Annotated in this window: 22 protein-coding genes and 1 pseudogene; 8 read left to right on the top strand and 15 right to left on the bottom strand. The window is 74.0% G+C overall.

Going from position 1 to position 24,350, the window contains the following annotated elements:
- Nucleotides 1–434, bottom strand: a 434-nt coding sequence (locus DLJ47_RS23480) for an alpha/beta fold hydrolase (protein ID WP_146228179.1), incomplete at its 3' end; no start/stop codon positions are given.
- Nucleotides 435–624: 190 nt separating this feature from the next.
- Between DLJ47_RS23480 and aceB the strand changes: the two genes are divergently transcribed.
- From aceB to DLJ47_RS23460, 4 genes are read left to right on the top strand one after another with little or no spacing between them, the layout of a single operon-like run.
- Nucleotides 625–2,208: a malate synthase A gene (gene aceB / locus DLJ47_RS23475; protein WP_109902797.1), complete on the top strand. Its 1,584-nt coding sequence runs from the start codon at nucleotides 625–627 to the stop codon at nucleotides 2,206–2,208.
- Between the two features lie 28 nt (nucleotides 2,209–2,236).
- Nucleotides 2,237–3,703: an FAD-linked oxidase C-terminal domain-containing protein gene (locus tag DLJ47_RS23470; RefSeq protein ID WP_109902795.1), complete on the top strand. Its 1,467-nt coding sequence runs from the start codon at nucleotides 2,237–2,239 to the stop codon at nucleotides 3,701–3,703.
- On the top strand, nucleotides 3,703–4,968 hold the full coding sequence (locus DLJ47_RS23465) for an FAD-binding oxidoreductase (RefSeq protein ID WP_109902793.1): 1,266 nt from the start codon (nucleotides 3,703–3,705) through the stop codon (nucleotides 4,966–4,968). Before DLJ47_RS23470 ends, DLJ47_RS23465 begins: the two co-directional genes overlap by 1 nt.
- Nucleotide 4,969: 1 nt before the next feature.
- Nucleotides 4,970–6,373: a (Fe-S)-binding protein gene (locus DLJ47_RS23460; RefSeq protein WP_109902791.1), complete on the top strand. Its 1,404-nt coding sequence runs from the start codon at nucleotides 4,970–4,972 to the stop codon at nucleotides 6,371–6,373.
- Nucleotides 6,374–6,421: 48 nt separating this feature from the next.
- Here DLJ47_RS23460 and DLJ47_RS35905 read toward each other — a convergent pair whose 3' ends face one another.
- The gene (locus tag DLJ47_RS35905; RefSeq protein WP_158289881.1) at nucleotides 6,422–7,930 is read right to left on the bottom strand and encodes an Nramp family divalent metal transporter; all 1,509 of its coding nucleotides are present in this window, start codon (nucleotides 7,928–7,930) and stop codon (nucleotides 6,422–6,424) included.
- Between the two features lie 376 nt (nucleotides 7,931–8,306).
- Between DLJ47_RS35905 and DLJ47_RS23450 the strand changes: the two genes are divergently transcribed.
- The gene (locus DLJ47_RS23450) at nucleotides 8,307–8,819 is read left to right on the top strand and encodes a hypothetical protein (RefSeq protein WP_146228178.1); all 513 of its coding nucleotides are present in this window, start codon (nucleotides 8,307–8,309) and stop codon (nucleotides 8,817–8,819) included.
- A 54-nt stretch (nucleotides 8,820–8,873) separates the two neighbouring features.
- On the opposite strand, the gene DLJ47_RS23445 is transcribed toward DLJ47_RS23450, so the two are convergent.
- Nucleotides 8,874–10,121, bottom strand: a complete 1,248-nt coding sequence (locus tag DLJ47_RS23445; RefSeq protein WP_199235979.1) for a M14 family zinc carboxypeptidase — start codon at nucleotides 10,119–10,121, stop codon at nucleotides 8,874–8,876.
- Nucleotides 10,122–10,478: 357 nt separating this feature from the next.
- On the opposite strand from DLJ47_RS23445, the gene DLJ47_RS23440 reads away from it, so the two are divergent.
- Nucleotides 10,479–12,311 (top strand): AMP-dependent synthetase/ligase, encoded by a 1,833-nt coding sequence (locus tag DLJ47_RS23440; protein ID WP_233257976.1) that lies wholly within the window; start codon nucleotides 10,479–10,481, stop codon nucleotides 12,309–12,311.
- Between the two features lie 22 nt (nucleotides 12,312–12,333).
- On the opposite strand, the gene DLJ47_RS23435 is transcribed toward DLJ47_RS23440, so the two are convergent.
- The 3 genes from DLJ47_RS23435 to DLJ47_RS23425 form a co-directional block, all read right to left on the bottom strand.
- Entirely contained in the window at nucleotides 12,334–14,535 is a 2,202-nt protein-coding gene (locus tag DLJ47_RS23435; protein ID WP_233257975.1) for an FUSC family protein, read from the bottom strand.
- A 174-nt stretch (nucleotides 14,536–14,709) separates the two neighbouring features.
- A complete protein-coding gene (locus tag DLJ47_RS23430) occupies nucleotides 14,710–15,429 on the bottom strand; it encodes an HD domain-containing protein (protein WP_109902785.1) in 720 nt (239 codons plus the stop codon).
- 99 nt (nucleotides 15,430–15,528) lie between these two features.
- Nucleotides 15,529–15,912 carry a DoxX family protein gene (locus DLJ47_RS23425; RefSeq protein ID WP_109902783.1) on the bottom strand — a complete coding sequence of 128 codons (384 nt, stop codon included), beginning with the start codon at nucleotides 15,910–15,912 and terminating at the stop codon, nucleotides 15,529–15,531.
- An 81-nt stretch (nucleotides 15,913–15,993) separates the two neighbouring features.
- Here DLJ47_RS23425 and DLJ47_RS23420 point away from each other — a divergent pair, with 81 nt between their 5' ends.
- Nucleotides 15,994–16,878: a sigma-70 family RNA polymerase sigma factor gene (locus DLJ47_RS23420; RefSeq protein ID WP_109902781.1), complete on the top strand. Its 885-nt coding sequence runs from the start codon at nucleotides 15,994–15,996 to the stop codon at nucleotides 16,876–16,878.
- Between the two features lie 43 nt (nucleotides 16,879–16,921).
- Here DLJ47_RS23420 and DLJ47_RS23415 read toward each other — a convergent pair whose 3' ends face one another.
- Entirely contained in the window at nucleotides 16,922–17,350 is a 429-nt protein-coding gene (locus DLJ47_RS23415; protein WP_109902779.1) for a DUF1801 domain-containing protein, read from the bottom strand.
- A 228-nt stretch (nucleotides 17,351–17,578) separates the two neighbouring features.
- On the opposite strand from DLJ47_RS23415, the gene DLJ47_RS23410 reads away from it, so the two are divergent.
- Complete coding sequence (locus DLJ47_RS23410) at nucleotides 17,579–17,725, top strand: hypothetical protein (RefSeq protein WP_233257974.1); 147 nt, start codon at nucleotides 17,579–17,581, stop codon at nucleotides 17,723–17,725.
- A gap of 37 nt (nucleotides 17,726–17,762) precedes the next feature.
- Here DLJ47_RS23410 and DLJ47_RS23405 read toward each other — a convergent pair whose 3' ends face one another.
- The 8 genes and pseudogenes from DLJ47_RS23405 to DLJ47_RS23370 form a co-directional block, all read right to left on the bottom strand.
- The gene (locus DLJ47_RS23405) at nucleotides 17,763–18,521 is read right to left on the bottom strand and encodes a hypothetical protein (protein WP_109902777.1); all 759 of its coding nucleotides are present in this window, start codon (nucleotides 18,519–18,521) and stop codon (nucleotides 17,763–17,765) included.
- Nucleotides 18,522–18,543: 22 nt separating this feature from the next.
- Nucleotides 18,544–18,999 carry a hypothetical protein gene (locus DLJ47_RS23400; protein WP_109902775.1) on the bottom strand — a complete coding sequence of 152 codons (456 nt, stop codon included), beginning with the start codon at nucleotides 18,997–18,999 and terminating at the stop codon, nucleotides 18,544–18,546.
- A 114-nt stretch (nucleotides 19,000–19,113) separates the two neighbouring features.
- Nucleotides 19,114–20,043 carry a hypothetical protein gene (locus DLJ47_RS23395; RefSeq protein WP_109902773.1) on the bottom strand — a complete coding sequence of 310 codons (930 nt, stop codon included), beginning with the start codon at nucleotides 20,041–20,043 and terminating at the stop codon, nucleotides 19,114–19,116.
- Nucleotides 20,040–20,558 carry a phage tail protein gene (locus tag DLJ47_RS23390; RefSeq protein WP_109902771.1) on the bottom strand — a complete coding sequence of 173 codons (519 nt, stop codon included), beginning with the start codon at nucleotides 20,556–20,558 and terminating at the stop codon, nucleotides 20,040–20,042. The genes DLJ47_RS23395 and DLJ47_RS23390 overlap by 4 nt, the downstream gene beginning before the upstream one ends.
- Nucleotides 20,539–23,229, bottom strand: coding sequence for a putative baseplate assembly protein (locus tag DLJ47_RS23385; RefSeq protein WP_109902769.1), 2,691 nt, complete (start codon nucleotides 23,227–23,229; stop codon nucleotides 20,539–20,541). The genes DLJ47_RS23390 and DLJ47_RS23385 overlap by 20 nt, the downstream gene beginning before the upstream one ends.
- Nucleotides 23,226–23,717 carry a GPW/gp25 family protein gene (locus tag DLJ47_RS23380; protein WP_233257973.1) on the bottom strand — a complete coding sequence of 164 codons (492 nt, stop codon included), beginning with the start codon at nucleotides 23,715–23,717 and terminating at the stop codon, nucleotides 23,226–23,228. Before DLJ47_RS23380 ends, DLJ47_RS23385 begins: the two co-directional genes overlap by 4 nt.
- Complete coding sequence (locus tag DLJ47_RS23375) at nucleotides 23,714–24,052, bottom strand: hypothetical protein (protein ID WP_109902767.1); 339 nt, start codon at nucleotides 24,050–24,052, stop codon at nucleotides 23,714–23,716. Before DLJ47_RS23375 ends, DLJ47_RS23380 begins: the two co-directional genes overlap by 4 nt.
- A pseudogene (locus tag DLJ47_RS23370) lies at nucleotides 24,052–24,350 on the bottom strand (type IV secretion protein Rhs); the annotation flags it as partial. The pseudogene DLJ47_RS23370 and the gene DLJ47_RS23375, both read right to left, overlap by 1 nt.

Below are 24,350 nucleotides of genomic sequence, written 5' to 3'. Positions count from 1 at the left end.
CTTCTACGTGACCCGCAACGGTCGCCGGATCGCCGCCATCGTGCCGGTGCCCCTGGCCGAGCAGAGCGAGCGGGCGCAAGCCTAAAGGCACCGCCCGCGCCTTGGCGGCCCTCCCAGCGCGGGCCTTTACCCCCGGCCTGAAGGCCGGAGCACTGGGCCGCAGTCCGGTAGCAAAGAGCGAGCGCCGCGCCGGCCGAGTGCGTCACCAGGTCGAGCCGGTCCAGCCCCAGGTGGCGGCGCAGCGCCTCGACGTCGGCCACCTGCCGGTCGAACCGGTAGCTGGCCGGGTCCGTCGGGACGGCGGACGCGCCGGTGCCGCGCAGGTCCAGCAGCACCAACTCGCGGTGCGCGGGCAGCCCACCCAGGTCACCGAGGTAGGCGGCGGCCTGCATCGGGCCGCCGGGCAGGCAGACCAGCGGAGCACCCGCGCCCATCCGGTGGTACGCCAACCGGGTCCCGTCAGCACTGTCGAAGGTCGCCACGGGGAGATCCTACTGATCGGCGGCTCAGCGGGTCGTCCCCGCGCGCGGCCCCTCGCGGTCGGGCGAACGGGCAGCTAGAGTCGACGCCAGCATCCCGTGGATCGATCCGACTGTATCTTCCCTCGACGGTGAGGAGCGCGTCATGGGTATGCCCGACGGCGTCGAACTGGCCGGCCCGCGGCACGACCGGTTCCCGGAGATCCTCACCCCGGAGGCGCTCGCCTTCCTGGCCGAGCTGCACCGCGCCTTCGACGCGCGGCGGCGGGAGCTGCTCGCCCGGCGCGCCGACCGCGAGGCGGCGCTGGCCGCCGGTGAGCTGCTGGACTTCCTGCCCGAGACCCGGCACGTGCGCGACGGCGAGTGGCGGGTGGCTCCGCCCGCGCCGGGCCTGGTCGACCGCCGGGTGGAGATCACCGGGCCGACCGACGCGAAGATGACCATCAACGCGCTCAACTCGGGCGCCAAGGTCTGGCTGGCCGACCACGAGGACGCCAACACGCCACTGTGGGAGAACGTGATCGGTGGCCAGCTCAACCTGCGCGACGCGATCGACCGTACGCTCTCCTTCACCGCCTCGGACGGCCGCCGGTACGCGCTGCACGACGGCGACCTGGCCACCATCGTGTTCCGGCCCCGTGGCTGGCACCTGACCGAGAAGCACATCCTGGTCGACGGCGAACGCACCTCGGGCAGCCTGGTCGACTTCGGCCTGTACCTCTTCCACTGCGCCGTGCGGCTGCTCGACCGCGGCTCGGGGCCGTACTTCTACCTGCCCAAGCTGGAGAGTCACCTGGAGGCGCGGCTCTGGAACGACGTGTTCCTGTTCGCCCAGGAGCGGCTCGGCATCCCGCGCGGCACCATCCGCGCCACCGTGCTCATCGAGACCTACCCGGCGGCGTTCGAGATGGAGGAGATCCTCTACGAACTGCGCGAGCACTCCGCCGGCCTGAACGCGGGCCGGTGGGACTTCATGTTCAGCGTGATCAAGAAGTTCCGCACCCGGGGCCGGGACTTCCTGTTGCCCGACCGGAACGCGGTCACCATGACCGCGCCGTTCATGCGCGCGTACACCGAACTGCTGGTGCGGACCTGCCACCGGCGCGGCGCGCACGCCATCGGCGGGATGGCCGCCTTCATCCCCAGCCGCCGCGACCCGCAGGTGAACGAGACCGCGCTGGCGAAGGTCCGCGAGGACAAGACCCGCGAGGCGGGCGACGGCTTCGACGGCTCCTGGGTGGCCCACCCCGACCTGGTGCCGGTCTGCCGCGAGGTGTTCGACGCCGTGCTCGGCGACCGACCCCACCAGCTCGACCGGACCCGCGACGAGGTCCGGGTCACCGCGGCCCAGCTGCTGGACGTGAAGAGCACTCGGGGCCGGCGGACCGAGGCCGGGCTGCGCAACGACATCAGCGTCGGCGTCCAGTACCTGGCGAGCTGGCTGCGCGGCACCGGGGCGGTGGCCATCTTCAACCTGATGGAGGACGCCGCGACGGCGGAGATCTCCCGCTCCCAGGTGTGGCAGTGGCTGCACAACGGCGTCACCCTCGACGACACCGGCGAGAAGGTCGACCGGGACCTGGTCGAGCGGATCGCCGACGAGGAGCTGGCGAAGCTGCCGGGCGACCCGGCCGACTACGCCGAGGCGCGGTCGCTGTTCATGGCGGTCGCCGTCGCCGACGACTTCGTGGACTTCCTGACCCTGCCCGCGTACGAGCGGATGCCCTGACACCGGAGAGCGCGACGGGAGGCCGGCGATGACCACGACGGACATCGGCACCCTGGCCGCGACCCTGCGGGCGCTCCTCGGCCCCGAGCACGTGATCACCGACCGGCAGGAGCTGCGCACCTACGAGTGCGACGGGCTCGCCCAGTACAAGGTGATCCCCGCCCTGGTCGCCCTGCCGGGCACCGCCGCCGAGTGCGCGGCGACGGTGCGGGCCTGCGTCGACGCCGGGGTGCCGTTCGTCGCCCGGGGTTCCGGCACCGGCCTGTCCGGCGGGGCGCTGCCGCACGCCGACGGGGTGCTCGTGGTCACCTCCCGGCTGCGGGCCATCCGGGAGGTCGCCCCGGCCGACGAGCGGGCCGTGGTCGAACCCGGCGTGATCAACCTCCAGGTCACCCGGGCGGCCACCCCGTACGGCTACTACTACGCCCCCGACCCGTCGAGCCAGCAGATCTGCTCCATCGGCGGCAACGTGGCGGAGAACTCCGGCGGCGCGCACTGCCTGAAGTACGGCTTCACCACCAACCACGTTACCGGCCTGCAGGTGGTCACCCCGGACGGTGACCTGGTGCGCCTCGGCGGCCGCGCCCCGGACCCGCCCGGCTACGACCTGCTCGGCGCGTTCGTCGGCTCCGAGGGGACGCTCGGCATCGCCACCGAGGTCACCGTGCGGCTGGTCCGGCTGCCCGAGTCGGTCCGTACGCTGCTGGCCGCCTTTCCCTCCACCGACGAGGCGGGGGCGGCGACCTCGGCCGTGATCGCTGCCGGGGTGGTGCCGGCGGCGATCGAGATGATGGACGCGCTGGCCATCTCCGCCGCCGAGGCGGCCGTGCGGTGCGGCTATCCGGCCGGCGCGGGGGCGGTGCTGATCGTCGAGCTGGACGGCCCGGCGGCCGAGGTGGACGCCCAGTTCGCCGAGGTGGAGCGGCTCTGCCGGGACAACGGCGCCGGCGAGATCCGCATCGCGGCGGACGACGCCGAGCGGGCGCTCATCTGGAAGGGGCGCAAGTCGGCGTTCGCGGCGGTCGGCCGGATCAGCCCCGACTACATCGTCCAGGACGGCGTCATCCCGCGCACCGCGCTGCCCGAGGTACTGCGCCGCATCGCGGAGATCGCCGACGCGCGCGGCGTCCGGGTGGCCAACGTCTTCCACGCCGGCGACGGCAACCTGCACCCGCTGGTCCTCTTCGACGACAGCGTCGACGGGCAGGCCGAACAGGCCGAGGAGGTGTCCGCGGCGATCCTCGACCTCTGCGTCGAACACGGCGGTTCGATCACCGGCGAGCACGGCGTCGGCATGGACAAGGTGACCTTCATGCCGCGCATGTTCACCGACGACGACCTGGACACGATGCAGCTGCTGCGGTGCGCCTTCGACCCGCGCGGGCTGGCCAACCCGGGCAAGGTCTTCCCGACGCCCCGGCTCTGCGGCGAGGTGCCCGGCCGGCGTCGGGGCGTCCACCCGGCGCAGGAGACCGGTCTGGCGGAGCTGTTCTGATGGCCGGCGACGTGCTGGCCGCCCTCCGCGCCGCGGCCGGCGAGCGCGACGCCGTCCGCCCGGCCGGCGCCGGCGACACGGTGGCCGGTGTGCCGGCCCGTTACCGCGCGGCGCCCGCCTCCACCGAGGCCGCCGCCGCCGTCCTGCGGGTGGCGGCCGCGCACGACCTCGCGGTCGTCGCCGCCGGCGGCTGGACCAAGCAGGACTGGGCGAACCCGCCGCGCCGGCTCGACCTGGTGGTCGAGACCCGACGGCTCACCGGCGTGGTCGAGCATGCCGCCGGCGACCTGATCGTCGTGGTACGGGCCGGCACCCGACTGGGCGACCTGCGCGCCAAACTGGCCCCGGCCGGGCAACAACTGGCCCTGGACGCGCCGCCGCCGGCCGGCGGGGCGGGCGCGACGGTCGGCGGCGCGGTGGCGGTGAACACCAGCGGGCCGCGCCGGATGCGCTACGGCACCGTCCGGGACCTGCTGATCGGCATCACCGTGGTGCGGCCGGACGGGGTGGTGGCCCACGCCGGCGGCAAGGTGGTGAAGAACGTCGCCGGCTACGACCTCGGCAAGCTCTTCACCGGCTCGTACGGCACGCTGGGCCTGATCACCGAGTGCGCCTTCCGGCTGCACCCGCTGCCGGCCGCGAGCGGGTACGTGCGCCGGCCGGTCGACGGTGCCGGCGAGGTCGGCCACCTGCTCGCCGCCGTGCTCGGCGCGCAGCTCGTGCCCAGCGCGCTGGAGGTGCACGCCCCGCCCGACGGCGGCGTCGAGGTCGCGGTGCTGATCGAGGGCACGCCGTCCGGCGTCCGGGAGCGGGTCGCCGCGACCCGGCGCCTGCTCGGTGCCGCCGCGACCGCCTCGGACACCCCGCCGCCGTGGTGGTCGGCCTACCCGTGGCGGATGGGCGACGTCGGGCTGAAGCTGACCGCCGGGCTCTCCGGCGTCCCGGGACTGCTCAGGGCAGCCCGGGAGGCGGGGCGGCGGCACGGCGTGCCGGTGCGGGTCGGCGGTTCGGCGGGCACCGGCGTCCTCTACGCCGGCCTGCCCGGCGCCGCGTGGCCGGACGCGGTGGCCGGGATCGTCGCGGACCTGCGCGAAGCGACGACGGCCGCCGGCGGGCACGCGGTCGTGCTGACCGCGCCGGCTCCGGTGCGGGACCGGGTCGACCTGTGGGGGCCGGTCGGTGGACTCGAACTGATGCACCGGGTCAAGGCACAGTTCGACCCGGACGCCCGGTTCGCGCCCGGCCGCTTCGTGGGAGGGATCTGACATGTCGAGCGAACTCCCCGCCCAACGCGGCGTCGACCGGCCGCAGCGCAGCCGACCCGGCAGCGTGCCGCCGGACGTGCTGGGACCGGTCGCCGGCCCACCGGGCGAGCCGGCCTTCGACGCGGACCACCCGCCCCGGCGGGACCTCATCGACGACTGCGTGCACTGCGGCTTCTGCCTACCCACCTGCCCCACGTACGTGCTGTGGGGCGAGGAGATGGACTCGCCGCGCGGGCGCATCTACCTGATGGAGGAGGGGCTCGACGGCGAACCGCTGAGCCCGTCCATGGTGCGGCACTTCGACCGCTGCCTGGGCTGCATGGCCTGCGTGACCGCGTGCCCGTCCGGGGTCCGCTACGACCGGCTGATCGAGGACACCCGGCAGCAGGTGGAACGCCGGCATCCCCGGCCGCGCCGCGAGCGGCTGCTGCGGACCGCCATCTTCCAGGTGTTCCCGTACCCGCGCCGGCTGCGGCTGCTGCGCGGGCCGCTGCGGGCGTACCAGGCCAGCGGCCTGCGGCAGCTGGTGCGGCGCAGCGGCCTGGCGGCGCGGCTGGCCCCGACGCTGGCCACCCTCGAATCGCTGGCCCCCACGCTCGGCCGCCCGGCCCGGCTGCCGGCGCGGCTGCCGGCGTACGGCCGGCGGCGGGCGCGGGTCGGCATGCTCACCGGCTGCGTGCAGCGCGCGTTCTTCCCCGACGTCAACGCGGCCACCGCCCGGGTCCTCGCCGCGGAGGGCTGCGAGGTGGTCATCCTCCCGGACCGGCAGGGCTGCTGCGGCGCGTTGAGCGTCCACAACGGGCGCGCGGAGGAGGCGCGGCGGTTCGCCCGGGCGCTGATCGACGCCTTCGACGCCGCCGGCCTCGACCGGTTCGTGGTCAACGCGGCCGGCTGCGGGTCGTCGCTGAAGGAGTACGGCGAGCTGCTCCGCGACGACCCGGCGTACGCCGAGCGGGCGGCGGCCTTCGCCGCCAAGGTACGCGACCTGGCCGAGCTGCTCGTCGAGCTGGGCCCGGTCGCCCGGCGGCACCCGTTGCCGGTGACCGTCGCCTACCACGACGCCTGCCACCTGGCGCACGCCCAGGGGGTGCGGGCACAGCCCCGCGAGCTGCTGCGCGCGATCCCCGGGCTGGAGCTGCGGGAGATCGCCGACCCGGAGATCTGCTGCGGATCGGCCGGCGTGTGGAACGTGCTCAACCCGGAGCCGGCGGCGCAACTCGGGGAGCGCAAGGCCCGCGACGTCCTGGCCACCGGCGCCGAGCTGCTCGTCACCGCCAACCCGGGCTGCCTGATGCAGGTGGCCGCCGCGGTCGGGCGGCTCGGCGGCCGGGTCGCCCTCGCCCACACCGCGCAGGTGCTGGACGCCTCGATCCGGGCCCGACCAGTGACCGACCTGGTGCCGTGACACCCCTCCCGCCTGAACGGGAGGGGTGCCGTCGGTGAATTCGACCGATCAGAAGGTGACCAGCGGGTCGCCCACGAAGTCGGCGATGAAGTTGACGAAGAAGAAACCGAAGAACAGCACATTGATGATGAGCAGTGCGTAGTGCCACGCCCGGGGGCGCGCCGCGCGGGGCAGCCGGCGGTTCAGGTAGATCAGCATGAACGGGAAGATCAGCGCGCCCAGATTGGACATGTTCGCCGACCACTGCACCAGGCTGACCGGCAGCGCGAGGTGCAGGACGCCAGCGATGATCACCAGCAGCAGGAGCATGAACGGGTAGTAGAACCTTCGGGGGTCGCCCTCCAACAGGCGGCGCAGCCGGGGACTGGTGGCGTGCGCGGCGTCCGTGGTCACCCGGACCATCGCCTCGAAGATGCCGAGCTGGGTGCTGAACAGGATCAGCACGCCGATCAGCAGCATGCCGTAGAACATCACCTGGCCGTACTCGGGTTCGAGCGCGGTGGCCACGAAGGTGGGCACGGTGGCCGTGGTCGGCGTCTCGCCGGACAGCTCCACCGCCTGCGCCATGAGGATGGTGGGCAGCAGCATGCCCAGCATGGCACCGACGAAGAAGATGCCCCACATGTCGGTGAGCAGCAGCCGGTACCAGCGCTTCCAGCGGGCGGCGTTGGCGGCGTCGTCCGGGAAGGTGACGCCGCTGGCGAGCAGCTCGCGCCGGTCGCCGCGCAGGCCGGAGATGTAGCCGGTGCGGTAGCCCATGCCGTAGCCCTTGTCCCGGTAGTGACCCATCACGTACCAGTTCAGGCCGGAGGCGAGGGCGGTGAAGCCGGCCAGCCCGCCCAGCTGGGTCGCGGTGATGCCGGCCGGTGGCGCGGCCGGGGTGAAGAACCCGCGGATGCCCTCCCACCACAGGCTGCCCGGCACCACGAGCAGGGTGATGAACAGCAGAGCGACCAGGATCGTGCCGACCATCAGCCAGTTGGCCAGCTCCAGCGTGCGGCTGATCCGTCGGGCCGCCGCCGTGATGAGGAAGACCAGCACCAGCAGGCCGATCGCCCAGAGCCGCGGCTCCTCGGCGCCGGACGGTGGCACCTCGCCGTGGACCAGCGCGTACAGGCCCTGCCCGGCGGACGCGGCCCAGCCGCCGGCGATGAACGCGAAGATGACCAGGAACACCGACAACGGCACCCACAACAGGTAGCCGGGCGGCACCCGCCCCCAGCCGACGACGGGCGCCTCGCCGGTGGCCATCACGTACCGGGACGACTCGACGTTGTAGAACGTCTGCAGCACGGCCGACACGAGGATCACCCAGCCGACCCCGACGAAGCCGAACTGGCCCACCGCCTGCGGGCCGAGCAGCCATTCCCCGCTGCCGATGGAGATGCCGAGGGCGATCAGACTGGGGCCGAGCGCGTACTTGAACAGTTGCGGAAGCCCGAGCTTGCGAACGCCGAACACCTCTTCCGGCTCGGGCAGGTCCGCCACGGCCAGCGGAGGACGGCTCTTTCCCAGTTGATAGGTGCGGACGTCCGGGGCCTCAGTTACTTCGGTCATGAAGAACCTCCTTATGGGAAGGGCCCCCCTGATCAATCGTCATACTTCGTTAACCCGGAAGCAATAACTGATCTGTAGAAGACGATTCGCTGATCATTTTCGGGACGCGCCGAAAATGATCGCCGGACCGCGCCGACGACCCCGCCGCCGCGGTGCCGTGGCCGTACGTCCCGGGTTCCGGCGCGACCGGAGCCGGTCAGTAGGTAGGGATTTCCCCGATTCGTCGACGGCGGTCCGAACGTTAGCGTCGGGGCGTGCCGAACCGTCCGACGGTGGCGGTCGCGGTGGCGACCGGTGGGCGGCCGGGCCGATCCGGCCGGCGGCGGTGCGAGCCCGGAGCCGGTCTCTTCGACGTGGACGAGAGCGAGGGGTGGTCATGCGACGGTGGATAGCGCCGGCGGCCTTGGCGGTCGTGCTGGCTCTGACCGGATGCGGCGGCTCGGAGGAGCCGCAAGGGTCGCCCGGGGCGGCGGAGGAAATCGACGGCGGCGACGGCCTCATCGAGGGGGACGGGGCGGCCGTCGAGCGCCCGTCCTGCCCGTTCACCCCGGAGCGTGCCTCGCAACTCGTCGGGCGGACGATGAACGCGGACGGCAACTGCCTGTTCCGCGACGGCAACGGCGTCGCCATCCTGACCATCACCCTCGCGTCCGAGGTGGCCGGTCAGGCCACCTACGACTACAGCAGGGAACAGGCCGGGAAGCGGTTCGAGCGGGTGTCCGACGTGGACAAGGGCGACCAGGGGTACCTCGCCACCGGCGGGACCGAGGCCGAGGCCGTGGTGATCAGCAAGGCGGGCGCGTACACGGTGCAGATCAGCAGCTTCCACGACGACGCCGGCGCCAACGAGGCGCTGCTGCGCAAGCTGGTCGACGCGATCCCCGCCTGATCCCGACAGCCGGCGGCCGGGGCGGCCGACGCCGCCCCGGCCGCGCTGTCATGGTCAATCCGCGGCGGTGTCCCAGCCGTAGTCGGGCAGGTCGAAGAAGTCGTCCCCGTCGACCCGGTCCACCGTGCCGTCGGCCAGTCCGGCGAGCAACGACTCCACCCCGGTCCGGACGCTCTCCACCAGCATGCCGTGCTGCTTCTGACCCAGGTCGTCCTGCTGGCCGCGCACCTCGAACAGCACCGTCCCGGTGCCGTTCAGGGCGAACGCGGACCGGCCTTGACCCGCGTACTCGCGGGCGTCCGGGTGGAAGTACCGGCCCACCGCGGCCAGCTTGGACTGGTTGCCGTACTTCGCCATCAGGCCGTTGGCCACGGTGAGGGCGTACCGGCGGGACTTGTCCTGGTCGAGCGCCGGCCAGGCGGCCCGGTACGCGGCGCCGTCCTGCACGCCCAGCGGCGGGTAGTCCAGCGACACGGAGATCAGCCGGCCGTCCTGCTCGCCGCCGGTGAGCCGGTCGCACGGGCCCATGTGGTGCAGGTCGACGTACGCGTCGACGGCGCCCTTCTCGGCGCGCAGCCCGACGTAGACGTCCCGAATCGCGCGCGACTCGGGGGAGAGGAAGAACCCGGCGTCGGTGTCCCGCCCGGGCAGGTCGGCGGCCCGCGGAACGTAGTCGAGGTCGGGGTTGAAGTCCCGGTTGAGGTCGTAGCCGGGCAGGTCGATGCCGTCCCCGCTGAGCCGGTGGTACCAGGCGCGGGGTGCGCCGGCCAACTGCGGGAACTGCGCCACGGTCTCGTCCCAGGACCGCACGTTCATCCGCCGGTTGAGTTCCCCGCCGTCGGGGTTGACCATCGGCATCGCCACGAAGGTGATCTCGTTCAGGATCCTCCGGGTCTGCGCGTCGCCGCTGCTGCCGAGGTGCTTGAGGATCCCGAGCAGGGCCTCGGTGCCGGTGCGCTCGTTGCCGTGGATGGCGCTGGTGACCAGCAGCACCTTGTCGCCGGTGCCGACCCGGGCCGCCCACAGCTCCCGGCTCTGCGGGGAGTGCCCGACCACCTCGACGTCCACCCGTCCGCCGCTGGTCTGTTCGATCTGCGCCAACCGCTGGCCCACCTGCTCGTGGTTGCTCCAGCCGGACCAGGACGGGTCGTCGGCGGTCCGGCAGCTGCCCTCACCCGGCCCCTCGGGCGCGGCGGCCGAGACGGGCGGGGCGGCGAGGATCGAGCCGGCCAGCGCCGTCAGCGCGACGGCGGCCAGCGCCTTCCGGGGCCGGAGAATCGTCGGCGTCGAATGAAACTGCACGCGTGCTCCTTTCCTGGACCCACGCCGGCGCCGGGCGCGGACCGGATCGGGGAGCGCCCGGGAGTAATCACCGGTGGGTTGGGTCGATCCTTTCCGGCGGGTGGCCGGGATGCAACGGAATCCTTCGATTTTTCTGAGGTCTGTGCACAATTCCTACGATTGCCGGAATGCCGGGGCGGTCGCGCGCCGGCGAAGCCGACAATCGTCCCACCCGCATTGTCCGGGCCCGAGAACGCCGACCGCGGCGGACGCACTTTCGCCGTTCGCCGCCGCCCGCACCGCCGGTCGCGCCATGATGGCCGCGGAGCCACCCCGGCGGGCCCCCGCGTGCCGGTGACGGATGAACGGGGGAGTGACGTGCAGGACGTGTCGGTCGAACCGGTGGCCGCCGAGGCCCGGTCGGCGGGCCTGGCCGACGTGGTGTGGGAGAACGCCGAGGCGGCGCCCGAGGCGGTGCAGTTCCTGCGCCCGGACCCGGTGCCCCGGTCCTGGCCGGCGCCGCGTCCGCTGCGTACCGGGCCGCAGCCGGTCACCTGTCAGCAGTTCCGCGACGACGTGCTCGCCCTCGCCCGCGGGTTCGTCGCCGCCGGCATCGGCCACGGCGACCGGGTGGCCCTGATGAGCCGCACCCGCTACGAGTGGACGCTCGTCGACTATGCCCTGTGGTCGATCGGCGCGGTCACCGTGCCGATCTACGACACCTCCAGCGCCGACCAGTTGCGGTGGATCCTCACCGACTCCGGCGCCGTCGGCTGCGTGCTGGAGACCGGCGAGCACGCCGGGATGCTCGCCGGCCTCCGCGACGACCTGCCGGCGCTGCGCCGGGTGTGGCGGATCGACGGCGGCGACCTGATCGCCCTGGCCGGGGAGGGCCGCGCCGTCGACGACGCGCGGGCGGAGGCCCGCCGCCGCGCGGTGACCGGCGGGGACGTCGCGACCATCGTGTACACCAGCGGCACCACCGGACGGCCGAAGGGCTGCGTACTGACCCACCGCAACATCCACTGCGACGTCATCGGCGCGACAGAGGTGCTGCGGGACCTGCTGCACCCGGGCGCCTCGACGGTGTTGTTCCTGCCGCTGGCGCACGCGTTCGCCCGGCTGATCCAGGTCGGCATGGTGCACAGCCGGGCGACCATGGTGCACAGCGCCGACATGAGCGGCGTCCTCGACCAGCTGCGGAAGTACCGGCCGACGTTCATCCTGGCGGTGCCGCGGATGTTCGAGAAGATGTACAACCGGGCGCGGCAGAAGGCCGACGAGGCGAACCGGACGCGACTGTTCGACCTCGCCGACCGGCTGGCGGTGCGCTACAGCCGGGCGCTGGACACCCCGCGCGGCCCGGGGCCGCTGCTGCGCCTGGCGCACGTGATCTTCGAGGTGCTGGCGTACCGGAAGCTGCGCGCGACCCTCGGCGGGCGGTGCCGGCTGGCGATCGTCGGCGGGGCACCGCTGGCGGACCGGCTCGGGCACTTCTTCCGGGGCGCCGGGATGGCCCTGCTGGAGGGGTACGGGTTGACCGAGACGTCACCGGCGTTGACGGTCAATCCGCCGTCGGCCATGCGCATCGGCACCGCCGGCCGCCCGATCCCCGGCGCGCGGGTCCGCGTCGCCCCGGACGGTGAGATCCTCGTGCACGGCCCGATGATCTTCCCCGGCTACTGGAACAACCCCGACGCCACCCGGGAGACGTTCACCAGCGACGGCTGGTTGCGCACCGGCGACCTCGGCGGCCTCGACGAGGACGGCTACCTGCGGATCACCGGCCGGAAGAAGGAGATCATGGTGACGGCGGCCGGAAAGAACCTCGCACCCGCGCCGATCGAGGACGCGATCCGCGAGCATCCGCTGGTCAGTCAGGTGATGCTGGTCGGCGACGGCCGCCCGTACGTGGCCGCGCTGGTCACCGTCGACGAGCACGCCTGGACGCGGTGGCGCGCCGCACGCGGCCTGCCCGACGTGCCGGTGGCCGAGCTGCGCGACAACCCGGAGCTGCGCGGCGAGATCCAGTCCGCCGTCGACCGGGCGAACGCGACAGTGTCCCGGGCGGAGCAGGTCAAGACGTTCCGGATCCTGCACCGCGACCTCACCGAGGCCGAGGGCGAACTCACCCCCACGTTGAAGATCAAACGGGAGGCGGTGGCGACGCGCTACGCCGACGACGTCGAGGCGCTGTACCGGGGCCACTGACCCACCGCCCGGCGCTGCAAGGTCAGCCGGGAGCGTGCCGCGACCGGTCCGGTGCCGGGCCGACCCGGTCGAGGGTGTCGGCGAGGTCGGCGAGCCACAGGTCGACCTCCACGAGGTGGCGCACCGGAAGCGGACCGCCGGCCCCGTCGAGCACCGGACGGATTCGGTCGAGAGCGTCCGGGCAGCGCGCCGGGGTGACCGCCGGATGGGGACTTCCGCCCACAGCGAGCCGCTGCGCGGCCTCCCGGTACGCCGAGTGCAGCCGCTGCGCGGACTCCCGCAGCAGCGCCGCCGCCCCCGGCCACCCGGCCAGGCAGCCGGGTGGGTTGCGGCGCAACAGCGACTCCGCGCCCCGGACCACGTGGTGCCCGGCGGCCAGCACGCCCTGCCAGTCGACCTGGCCGAGCCGCGGGTCGGGCCGCTCGCTGTGGTACTGGAGGTAGGAGGCGTCGGCCAGCACCAGCGCCCGGCGCGCCCGCCCGAGGGCCGGCTCCGGCGAGCCGTCGCCGAGCACCGCCTCGACCGTCCGCCCGATCACCTCCGCGCCGGCCGCCAACTGGCCGGCGGTGTTGCGGCGCAGGTCGTGGCCCGCTCCCCGGGGCCAGAGCAGCACCCCGGCGAGCACCCCGACCGCCCCGCCGAGCAGGACGTCCACCAGACGGACCTCGGCGAGCCGCCAGCCCTCGGGCGCGAGCTGCGCGAAGACGAAGGTGAGCAGCACGGTGAACATCGCCTGCGCCCAGGCCGGGCCGAGCAGCCGGCCGACCGAGAAGGCGAGCACCATGGCCACCGGCAGCGTGGCGACGTAGATCACCGAAACGTCGGTGAGGAACATCAGCGCGCCGCTGGCGGCGGCGCCGGCGATCGTGCCCAGCAGCGCCGGCCGCAAGGCGGTACGGGTGTCGGCGGCCGAGGTGCGCAGGACGGTGAGGGTGGCGAGCAGCGTCCAGAAGCCGTGCTGGAGCTCCAACGTCCCGGCGACCACCCGGGCGGCGGCCAGCGCCACCGCCAGGCGCAGCGCCGTCTGCACCGGGGCGGCGCGCAGGGTCAGGTGGGCCCGCAACTGCCGCCAGTACCACACCCACTGCCCGTGTCGGCCGTCGTCCAGCAACGCCGGGTCGGCGGCCGCCGCGCCACCCGCCGGCGAGCGGGCGGCCACCGGTGCGGCGGTGGCGAGGAGCCGGACCTGGTCGGCGAGGGCCAACGCGGTCGCGTCCCGGCACATCCGGGCCAGGTCCGGCGGCTCGTGCGGACCGGCCGGGTAGCCCGCCTCGGCCTGCCGGATCGCCGTCGCCAGGTCGTCCAGCGGCACCGGCGGCCCGTCCGGAAGGAGGCCTCGCCCGGCGGCGCGGGTCGTCTCGGCGCAGCGGCGCAGCAGGCGTGCCGCCTCGAGGTCGCGGACCGGTGCCGCCGCGGCCAGCCGGTCGGCGGTCACCAGGATCTCCTGCGCGGCCGCCGCTCCGGCCCGCAGCGTCCGGTCACCCGCACCGGCCGAGGTCGGCCGCTGCGGCGCGGGCAGGTCGGCGATCCGCAGGCCAGCCACCGCCGCAGCCGCCCGGTCGTGCAGCGCGTCCAGGTCGTGCCGCGCGTCCCGGTCGTGCCGCGCGTCCCGGTCGCGCGGCTCGCCGGTCGGGCCGGTGAGCGCGGCAGCCGTCGCGTCCAGCAGTGCCGCGAGCCGGTCCGCCGCCCCGGCGAGCCGGTGCCGGTAGGAGACCGGGGCCGGGTCGGGCCAGAGCACCACCTCGGCGGCGGCGAGCAGCGCCACCCCGAGGGTCACGCCGCCCAGCCGGGCCGGCAGGCTCGCCGGCTGGTACGGCGGGAACGAGGCCAGGATGTAGAAGAGCTGGAACGCGCTGGCCAGGCCGAGCAGGCGCGGACCGCCGACCCCGACGAACACCACGGCGAACCCGACGACCAGCATCCCGGCGGCGGCCGCCCAGGTGTTGCCGGCCAGCACGGTGCCCGCGACGATCAGCGCCCAGGCCACCGGAAGCGCCGCGAGCAGGGTCCCGGCCCGCTCCCGGGCACCGCCGGGCAGCTGGACGAACATCCCGGTCGCGATGGTGCCGAACAGCGCGTACGTGGCCAGGACCGGGTTGCCGAGGCCGTACCGGCAGGCGTAGAAGACGCCGGCGGCGACCAGGGTCAGCCGGGCCGCCCGGCGCAGCACCGCGTACCCCGGGTCACGCCGGCGGAGCCGGTCCAGGAGGCTGGTTCCGAGCACGCCTGCCCCCCGGGTTCGTCGTCCGCACCTCCGGCCACCCATCATCGCGCGAACCACCCGCCGCCGAATGGCATTGCCGGCAACCGCGGGGGCCCGGTCAGACTGGCGCGCCGCCAGGGGGGCGGCCGGACGGGCCGCTGTGCCGGCCGGGGGATCGCCCAGGTAGGTGCCCGGTCAGGCGGGCTGGTCCAGGATGGCGCTGAACCGCTCCTCGGCCAGATCGAGCTGGTCGAGGATGTGCTGCTTGACCGGGGCGGACAGCGGGGTGTCCGGGCGGGTGACGAGGTCGCGGAAGACCGGCACCAGCGGCCGGTACTTCGCCGCCGACGACGCCACCTTCGGGCCGACCGTGTGGATCACGCCCACCCCGTTGTCCGTGAAGTCGGAGACCTTGATGACCCGGGCCCACGGCTCGCCCTCCAGGCTCGCCGCCACGTGCTCGCGGTACTGCTCGTGCCGGTCGCGCCCCGGGTCGTACGCCGGATTGGTGACCGCCGCGACCAGGCGGGCCACCCGGGGGCCGAACCGGTCGGCGAGGGTGGCCAGCGCCGCCGTCGTCGGGTCGTCGACCTCCGCGTCGCCGGCCAGTTCGTCCGGGTGGTCCTCGACCGCGTCGTGCAGCAGCCCGGCGACGATCACGTCGACGTCGCGCACCTGGTAGTGGTGCATCATCCGGATCGCCACCCGCAGCAGGTGGTTGAGGTACGGCTCGCGTACCCGCCGGTCGTCGCGGTGCAGGTCGGCGGCGAGGTCGAGGGCGGCGGTGAGCCGCTGCCGGGCGGGTTCGTCGAACGCCCGGATCTCCAGCCGGAACCGTTCCAGCAGGCCGGGTTCGCCGTGGATCTCGGTGATCGCGTGCATCGGCATGGTGGCCAGGTACGCGGGGAAGTCCATGCGTCACTTATAGCGGATCTTCACCACGGGCTCGGCTCGGCGGTCGGCCACCGGACGGGCGGGGCCGGCGGCCGCCGCCTCGGTGTGCATACGCGCACGTCAGCCCAGTGGTTCGAGCGCGAATCTCCCCCAGGCGACGAAACCGAGCAGGCCGATGAACATCAGGTCGCCGAGCAGGTAGCCCCACTCGCTGCGGCGGAATCGGGTCGTCCCCGCACCTGCCATCACCAGCATCAGGCCGGACGCGGCCAACGGCACGAGCACGACAGCCACGTCGACGACAGCGGGCAGGACCAGGCCGAGGGCGCCGATGATCTTGATGGTGCCGATCGCCTTGATGTGCCCGCGGCCGAAGTCGTCCACCCAGTGCTGGCTGGCTCCGAACGAGCGGAACCGCTCCTTCGTCAGCACGACCTGACTGACCCCACCGATGACGAACCCGGTCGCGACAATGGCGGTCACTAACCACAGTGCGGTGTGCACGACAGCTCCTCACATCCGTTACCTCGCCTCCCCGAGGCGCGTCGTAGGTGTGACGGAGCCCAGCCACGAGAGGTAACAACGATGACGCCGGACACGCAACTGGCAGCCGTGTTCGAGGCCGAGCGAGCGCGCCTGGTGGCCCTGGCCCATCGGATGCTCGGATCCCGCGCGGACGCCGAGGATGCCGTCCAGGAGGTGTGGCTGCGCCTGGTCCGCCACGATCCGGCGTCGATCGACAATCTCCGTGGCTGGCTGACGACAGTGGCGGCGCGGATCTGTATCGACGTGCTGCGCGCCCGCACGCACCGCCCGCTCCCGGCGGATGAGCCCAACCTGCCCGAGTTCACGGTCAGCGAGGACGTCGAATCCCCCGATGACGCGGCAGCGGCCAACGACGCGGTGGGCCTCGCACTGCTCGTGGTGCTCGAGGCTCTGGGGCCCGACGAACGGCTGGCGTTCGTGCTCCACGACATCTTCGCGGTGCCGTTCAAGGACATCGCCGAGATCCTCGGCACCTCACCGGCCGCGGCCAAGATGATGGCGAGCCGCGCTCGCGGCAAGGTGCGCGGCGCCGACCTTCCCAGCGACGGCCGCCGACGCCAACGCCAGGTGGTCGACGCCTTCCTGGCCGCTGCCCGGAACGGGGACTTCGAAGCCCTACTGCGGGTACTCGACCCACAGATCACGTGGCGGTCGTACACCCCGGGCGGAGTGGTGGTGAAGATCGGCGCCACCGAGGTGATCGCCGCCGCCGAACGTGGGGCCCACGCCTCGGTCGTGGCACGCCGCGTCCTGGTCAACGGGGAGCCGGGCATCATGACCTGGAGCCGCACCGGAGCGCCGCTCAGCGTGATGGCGTGCAGCGTACGCGGTGGACGCATCGTCGAGGTCGTGGCTCTGGTCGACCCGCGCCGGCTGGCGTCCATGCCCACGCCGCCCTGCCGGCCTGCCGGGACCGACGACTAGACCGCAGCGGCGCAGCGCCCGACGCCCGGGTCGTCGCGCCTGGTCACATCCGCTCGCCCGGCAACCGGCTGGCCTGCTCGATCCAGGAGCGCAGCTGGTCCTCGTCCAGTTCCTCATCCTGGCGGATGTCGAGATAGCGCACCTCGTCGTGCTTGGACGACTTCGGCGGCATGGGATCGAGCGAGGTCCCTTTCAGGAACTGCACCTGCACGTAGTTCGTGTAGCAGCGGAACGACAGGAACCAGCCCTCGCCCTTGAGCCCGTAGAACGGCTGGTTCCACTTCACGGCCTTGCGCACGCCGGCGACGGTGCGCACGATGAGCTCGTCCAGGCGCTGTCCGACGTCTCGTTTCCAGCCGGGCATGGCAGCGAGGTAGTCCCGCACCGGCCCGCTTCCTTCACCCTTGGGGATCTGGGGATTGCCGCCGGAGAGCAACGTCGGCCCCGCGTCGTGCTTCTTGTCATCGGTCATGAGTGACACTTCCCTGTGCGGTCCGCGACATCCGGAAAGGGACGTCGACGTAGCGCGATGCAACCTGGCGACAGCGTGAAACCGCGGAAACCGTGGTCGGCGCCGGCGAGCCAAGGGCTGCCATCACCGCACGCTAACAACGGGTCAGGACCTCGGCAAAAGCGAGAGCACACCGATTGGCCCTGCCCTGCCTTCCGGGTTGCTCATACCGTCCAGTCCGACGGTTCGGTGCGGTACGGCGGCAACGCCGGCGACTTCCTGGCCGCCGGGGTGCGGGTGGTCGCGGTCGGGTCCGCGCTGGCCGACCCCGACCAGTTGGACCGGCTGGCGGAACTGGCCCGCGCCGGCGAGGCCCCGGGAACGGCGGCCCGCTGAGGACCTCGACCACCCACCGACCTTTCCGGCCGGCGGGTCAGGAGCGGTCGGTGAGGGCGCCGGTGACCCGGACCGCCTTGACGATGGCCGGGATCGAACCGATCAGCAGCACCACGCCCCAGACCAGGGCGACCACCGCGAAGACCAGCGCGCCGATGTCGTCCAGGATGCTGACCAGGATCACCGGCACCAGCCGGTGCAGGAACTCCAGCACCACCGTGCAGAGCAGCGTGGTCAGCACCAGCGCGACCAGGCCCTTGTTCTGCGCGAAGCGCGGTTGCGCGGCCAGCAGCAGCCCGGCCCAGGCGAGCTTGAGCAGCAGCACCAGCCCGAGCAGCAGCGCCGCCTCACCGACCGGGAAGAACCCCCACAGCGCCAGGTACGCCAGGGTGCCGAACGGCGCGGCCAGGAAGAGCGACACCATCACGGACAGCTCGACGAACGCCACCAGCAGCGCGACCAGCGACACGAGGATCAGCACGATCGCGAAGACCAGGGTGGCCACCCCCTGCACCCGGCCCTGGACGCGGTCGGACAGCAGCAGGCTCAGGCAGAACAGCCCGGTGGTCCAGACCGCCACCGCGTCGACCAGCGCCAGGTAGCTGGTGCCGCGGCCGGACGGCTCGGTCACCCCGGAGACCTCGCCGAGTTCCACGTCCAGCGCTCCGGCGCTGTCCCGCAGCGCCGCACCGGCGTCCCCGCCGCCGGTGAGCAGCCCGGCGCCCAGCTCCACGGCGATGGCCAGCACCACCGCCAGCATCGCCAGCAGCAGGAACGGCTTGCGCAACTCGCCCATCGGGAGCTCCTCCTCGCGGCGGTCAGGACGGGGCGACGGTGACCGTGCAGGTGCCCAGGCCCGGGCAGCCCAGCAGGACGGTGGTCGGCCGGTCCACCGCCACCCGGACCACCGCGCCGTCGGCGGCCGGCTCGACGTCGTCCCGCACCGTGACGTCGACGTCGCCGGGGGCCGGCGCCTCGACGGTGAACCGGGCCGGGCTGCGCAGGACCAGCGTGCGCAGCCCACCCGGGTCGGCGACCCGCAGCGCGCAGCCGCCGGTGAAGACCAGCCGGCCGGGCTCGACCGCGCACTCCGCGGCGACCGCCGCCGGGTCCACCGCGGCCTGCTCGCCGCCGAGCCGGCCGAGCCGGTCGACCAGGCCCGGCCGGTCCGTCGGGTCGCCCCGGTCGTCCCGGCCGCCGGCCACCGCGACGGCGAAGAGCGCCACCAGCAGTACGCCGAGCAGCGCCAGCAGCGCCTTCTGCCGGCCGCTCACGACGGCACTCCGCTGCGCTGCGTGCCGTCATGAGGCACCTTCGCGCTGAGCCTGGTGATTCGCTCGCTCCGCTCGCTCACGACGGCCCCGTCGCGTCGAGCCCGATTCGCTCGCTCATCGGGTGTCCGCCGGGGCGACCTCGGTGAACCGGATCGCGTCGATCCCGGCGAAGTACAGGTCGGTGCCCTGCGTCTTGCCGACCACCACCAGCGTGATCCGGTGCGGGCCCGGGCCGAGCCGGATCGTGCCCACGTCGAGCCAGTCCGTGCGGACCACGGTCGGGCTGAAGCCGAGGAAGATGCCGCCGACCTGGACGCCGTCGATGGTGAACACCGTGTTGGCGTAGTCGAACGAGGTGGTCCGGACGGTGGCGAACCGCCAGGTGGCGTCCGCGGGCAGGGTCACCGTGACGGTGACCTGGTCACCGATCGCCCGGCCCTGGAAGAACAGTTGGGTGTCCTGCGACCAGACCACCCCACAGCAGTTCGGCTGCCGCACCACGGTGGCCGCCGCACCCCGCGGTGACAGCACCATCGCCCCATCGACCAGATCCTCCGCCTCCACGGTGACCACCCGCGGCTCACCCGGCGGCGCCGGGTCGCCGTCCCGGGTGACCAGGAAGACCACCACCGCCGAGGCGAGCAGCACCAGCGCCGCCGCGGCGGCGACCCACGGCCACGGGCTGCGCCGGGTCGGGGTGACCGCCCGGACCTCGTAGGTGACCCGCCCGCTGGAGCGGGAACTCTCCTCCGGCGCGGTGTTCGCCGAGTACGCGAACCCGGTCATGTCGTAGCGACGCGGCGCGGTGCCCGCCGGTACGACCAACCGGACCAGGAACGACACCGAGCCCTGCCCGGGCACCACCCGCTGCGGTTCGGTGACGGTGAACCAGGAGCGTTGGCTGCCCTCGCCGGGCGCCACGTCGAAGACGACGGTGTCCGGCGCGGCGCCGGGGTTGGAGACGGTAAAGGTCAGCTCCCCGGTGTTGCGGGCGTCCAGGGTGAACTGCTCGGCGGCCGCGACGACCGCCCACTCGGTGGTCATGAGGGCTCCTCTGCGACGACGATCTCGACGGTGGTCGACGCGGGCTTCTCCGCCTCGACGATGCGGGTGACCACGGCGAGCTGCTGCGCGGTGGCGGCCGCCGGCACCCGCACCACCACGTGGAACGGCCGGTCGGCCGGCTCGGCCAGCACGAAGCCGCGTAGCCCGGTCGCCACCTCCAGCGCGCGGCGCAGCCCGTACGGGGTGCCGCGCCAGCGGGCCAGCAGCGCGCCGTGCGCCACCAGGTCCCGCAGCCGGCCCGGCGGCAGCGGCAGCGGGGCGTCCGGTCGGGGCGAGGCCACCACGTGGTCCATCGCCACCCAGCGGGCCAGCGCGACGACCATCGCGTCCGGCGTCCGGTACGGGGCGAAGAGCGCGTCGACGTCGGCCAGCACCGCCTCGTCCGGGGCGTGCAGCGCCTCCATCACGTCCAGCAGCGCCCACAGCACGCTGCCCGGCACGCACGCCCGCTGGTACGCCGCGGGTAGCAGCCGCTCAATCGCCGCGCGTCGCATCCTGCCGCACCACCTCGATGTCGTGCTCGCCGGAGCAGAGCAGCCAGGTGTCGGGAACGGTCACCACGTCCGCGGTGGCCTGGTTGGCGCTCGCCGCCCAGTCGACGGCGTCGCCGCTGCGGTACACCCCGCGTTCGCCGCCGGCCAGGATCAGCCGGTCCGGGCCGGCGGTGGCGGCGATCGCGTCCACCGGCAGGAACCGGGTGCGGTCCCGCAGCGGCAGCCCGCAGTTGACCATCACCGGTGCCCACTGCGGCTGCGCGGCCAGGGTGTCCAGCCGGACCACCCCGCCGCTCTGCGTGGCGGCGACCGCGAGCGGTCCGGCGAAGGCCAGGTCCCGGCAGGTGCCGCCGATCCAGCCGGTCTGCACCGCCTGCCACTGCACGTCCGACTCGAACAGCCGGGTGCGGTAACAGCCCTGGCCGGGTTTCTTCGGGTCCGGCTCGCCGGTGCCGCTCCACAGCAGCGTCGCCGGGCCGTCGTACTGCACGGCGAGGACGCGGTTGTCCACGTTGGCCAGACCGACGTGGCCGAAGGTGCCGGGCCGGCCGGCCGCGGTGGACAGGTAGACGCCGAAGCCGGCCTGGGCGGCCACCGCCACGCCGGGCGCGCCGCGTTCGGAGACGAACGCGCGGACCGCGTAGAAGCCGCGGTCGGCGTCGGCCGGGTCGACCAGGATCTGCAGCGGCACCGCGCCGGGCAGCAGGGACACCTCGTAGAGCCCGGTGTCGGTGGCGACCAGCAGCGCGCCGGCGCCGTCCCGGTCGATCCAGGCCAGGTCGGTGATCCGGGAGGCCAGGTCGGTCAGCAGCGACCAGCTCTCGCCCAGGTCGGTGCTCAGGTGCACCCGCGAGCCGCCGCCGGCGCGCAGCGTGACCGCGGCGACCGCGCCGGGGCGGGGCACGACGCCCGGGCGGGTCGGGGCCGGGGCCGGCGCCACCCGCAGCACCGTCTCGCCGTCGAACCGGCCGGCCGGCTCCCAGCCCGCGCCGGCGTTGGTGGAGCGGAACAGCACCGGCCCGCGCCCGGCGTACCAGGTGCGCGGCTGGTACTGGTCCACCGCCACCGCGCTGACCTGCGCGTCGGGCGCCTCGTCGACCACGAAGCGGACCGACTCGACGTAGCGCACCCCCGGTTCGGCGTGCTCCAGCAGCCGGTACACGTTGGAGGCGCGCAGCGGCTCCCCGAACGCCCAGCCGGTCGGGTTGAGCGGGGTGGGCAGCGGGCTGAGCGTGGAGTGCAGCCGGTCGTGGATGCGGCGGCGGACCGCGTCGGCGTCCTCCTCGCGGCGCACCACCACCCGGGCCCGGATCGACACCGCCTTGTAGCGGGCCCAGCCGGCCCGGCAACTGGTGCCCAGCGCCCGGCGCCGGTCCAGGTCGGCCTCGACCCGGGCCCGGGCCTCCTCGACCTCGTGCTCGCGCAGCACCGCCACCGGCAGCCGGCCGCCGGGCCGGGCCGCCTCCGGCACGTACGGCACCAGCACCACCTCGACCTCGCCCGGGCGGGCGTAGCTGTAGACGGCGGCGCGGGTGAACGCCCGGGCCCGGGCCACCGCGCCGGAGCCGGCGGCCAGCACCTCGTAGTCCCGGGCGGTCACCGCCCGCTGCTGGGCGAAGAATTCGTACGGGCCACGGAGCAGGGCCGACTCCATTGGCTCCAGATCGCGCCCGCCGGTGGCCGGCGCCGGGTTCTCCGCCCGCACCCCGGGCAGCGGGTCGCGCAGGCTGGTCAGGGTGCCGGCCGCCACGTTGCCGGCCGGTCCGCCGCCGGCCCGGTACCAGAGTCGGACCTGCCGCCCGGCCGGCGGCACCGCCGCCACGGTCACCGGCCCACCCGCGCCACCCGAATCCCCTGGCTCGACGGGACCGGTCCCGCCGTCCGGACCGGCCGGATCGCCGGCAGCGGAGCCGCCGGGAGTGGGGTCGCCGGTCGCCTCGGCCGGCGGCGGGTCGCGCAGGTCCAGGGCGGGGGCGAAGGTGACCGTGCCGGAGCAGCGGTCCACCAGGTAGACCTTGGCCTGCGGGCCGACGCCGGCGAAGCTGTCCACCGGCCGCCAGATCTCGAAGGTGCGCCCCTCGTGCTCGCGGGCCGCCGCGCCGAGCTCCACCGATCCGGTCGGCACCTCCACGCCGAGCAGCAGGTCCAGCGGCTCGGCGGTCCGCGCCAGCGGCGCCCGCGCGGCGCGCAGCACCTGGCCGGGCTGCCCGGTGCCGACGCCGAGCAGTTCCGCCTCGACCGGCTCGCAGTGGTGCATCCGGACGGTCACCTCGGCCTGCCCGGCGGGCAGCAGCGCCGGCTCGGTGGTGACGAAGACGACCGGCCGGGGATCGGCGCCCCGGGCCGCCGCGACCCGGGTGCCGGCCGGGATCCGGATCGCCCCCCGCTCGCCGCCGGTCCGGGTGAACCGGACGTCCGCCCAGGCCACCGACGGCGGGTGCCGGGTCACCCCGAGCAGGTTGAGGAACGACACGTACGCCTTCTCCGGCAGCTGGTTCAGCCGGTAGATCATCACCTCGGTGAGGTACGCGAACGCCTCCACCAGGGCGATCCCCGGGTCGTGCGCGGACAGGTCGGTCCAGCCCGGGCAGGACTGGCGGATCCGCTCCCGGGCCTCGGTGACCAGGTCGAGGAAGGTCCGGTCGTCCAGGTGCGGCACGGGCAGGGTCATGACGGCGCTCCCTCCGCGCTCGGGGCTGCGGGCGGGTCGGCCGGTCGGGCGGTCCCGGGTGGTGCGGTGTCGGCCGGCTCGTCGGCGGGCAGCAGGTCGACCGAGAAGACCAGCTGGCCGGGGGCCAGGCTGGCTCGGATCCGGTAGTCCAGCCGAATCACCAGGCGCCACGGGTCGTCCGGGTCCGGGCCGGCGTCCACGTCGATGACCTCGACCCGGGGCTCCCACCGGGCGATGGCCTGCCGGACGTAGTGGATGGCCAGCCCGGCGGTGGTGTCGTCGTTCGGCGCGAAGACCAGCCGGTGCAGCCGGGACCCGTAGCCGGGGCGCATCAGCCGCTCGCCGGGGGTGGTGGACAGCAGCAGGAACAGCGCCTGGCGTACCGTCTCGTCGCCCTCGGTCATGGCCAGCCCGCCGGCCGCGGTCAGCGCGAGCCCGCCGGTGCGACCCGCGTCGAAGCCGGCGCCGACGAACCGGAAGGCCCTCACCGGTCGGCCCCCAGGAACCGCTGGCGCGGATCGCGCACCCGGTGGTGGACCAGGCCCGGCGGGGTGCCGTCGGTGAAACCGTCCAGGTGGGACAGCACCACCCGGTGCCCGTCGATCCGCAGCCAGTCGCTGTAGCCGATTCGCACCCGCAGCGTCCGCGCGCAGGGCTTGATCGTCGGCCCGTAGTTCGGGCAGGCGGTGATCGTGCGCCCCTCCGGGTCGGCGTCCACCAGCACTGGTACACCGGTGACGGTGACCCAGCGTTGCGAGGCCCGGTTCTCCACCCGGCCGTCGTGGTCGCACCTGATCACCGAGTCGCGGTGGATCCAGCGCATCAGCCACCTCCCTCGTGCTGGGCGCGGGCCAGGGTCCGGGCCCGCTCGGCGGCCGTCTCCGCGTCCTCGGCCGCCTCGGCGTGCAGGAAGTCCACGCTGCGGGCCCGGACCACCATCGCCCGGCCGGGCGCGGAGAGCACCAGGTCGCTCGCCGCGTGCAGGGTGGCCAGCTCTGGGGTCAGCTCCAGCCAGCTGCCGCCGTCGGTGGCCAGCCGCAGCCGCCGGCCGGCGTCGTCCACCACGATCGACTGCCCGCCGGCGGTCCGCAGCGACCAGCGGCCCGCCCGCCCCTGGTGGA

The sequence above is a fragment of the Micromonospora sp. S4605 genome, assembly GCF_003176715.1.
Classification (GTDB): Bacteria; Actinomycetota; Actinomycetes; order Mycobacteriales; family Micromonosporaceae; genus Micromonospora; species Micromonospora echinaurantiaca.
The sequence above is the reverse complement of the archived record's forward strand: the minus strand, read 5'-3'. Positions and strand labels throughout refer to the sequence as shown.

Coding starts and splice junctions, on each gene's coding strand:
- aceB (WP_109902797.1), top strand. CDS start 625: ATGGGTATGCCCGACGGCGTCGAACTGGCCGGCCCGCGGCACGACCGG.
- DLJ47_RS23470 (WP_109902795.1), top strand. CDS start 2,237: ATGACCACGACGGACATCGGCACCCTGGCCGCGACCCTGCGGGCGCTC.
- DLJ47_RS23465 (WP_109902793.1), top strand. CDS start 3,703: ATGGCCGGCGACGTGCTGGCCGCCCTCCGCGCCGCGGCCGGCGAGCGC.
- DLJ47_RS23460 (WP_109902791.1), top strand. CDS start 4,970: ATGTCGAGCGAACTCCCCGCCCAACGCGGCGTCGACCGGCCGCAGCGC.
- DLJ47_RS35905 (WP_158289881.1), bottom strand. CDS start 7,930: ATGACCGAAGTAACTGAGGCCCCGGACGTCCGCACCTATCAACTGGGA.
- DLJ47_RS23450 (WP_146228178.1), top strand. CDS start 8,307: ATGCGACGGTGGATAGCGCCGGCGGCCTTGGCGGTCGTGCTGGCTCTG.
- DLJ47_RS23430 (WP_109902785.1), bottom strand. CDS start 15,429: ATGGACTTCCCCGCGTACCTGGCCACCATGCCGATGCACGCGATCACC.
- DLJ47_RS23420 (WP_109902781.1), top strand. CDS start 15,994: ATGACGCCGGACACGCAACTGGCAGCCGTGTTCGAGGCCGAGCGAGCG.
- DLJ47_RS23415 (WP_109902779.1), bottom strand. CDS start 17,350: ATGACCGATGACAAGAAGCACGACGCGGGGCCGACGTTGCTCTCCGGC.
- DLJ47_RS23405 (WP_109902777.1), bottom strand. CDS start 18,521: ATGGGCGAGTTGCGCAAGCCGTTCCTGCTGCTGGCGATGCTGGCGGTG.
- DLJ47_RS23395 (WP_109902773.1), bottom strand. CDS start 20,043: ATGACCACCGAGTGGGCGGTCGTCGCGGCCGCCGAGCAGTTCACCCTG.
- DLJ47_RS23390 (WP_109902771.1), bottom strand. CDS start 20,558: ATGCGACGCGCGGCGATTGAGCGGCTGCTACCCGCGGCGTACCAGCGG.
- DLJ47_RS23385 (WP_109902769.1), bottom strand. CDS start 23,229: ATGACCCTGCCCGTGCCGCACCTGGACGACCGGACCTTCCTCGACCTG.
- DLJ47_RS23375 (WP_109902767.1), bottom strand. CDS start 24,052: ATGCGCTGGATCCACCGCGACTCGGTGATCAGGTGCGACCACGACGGC.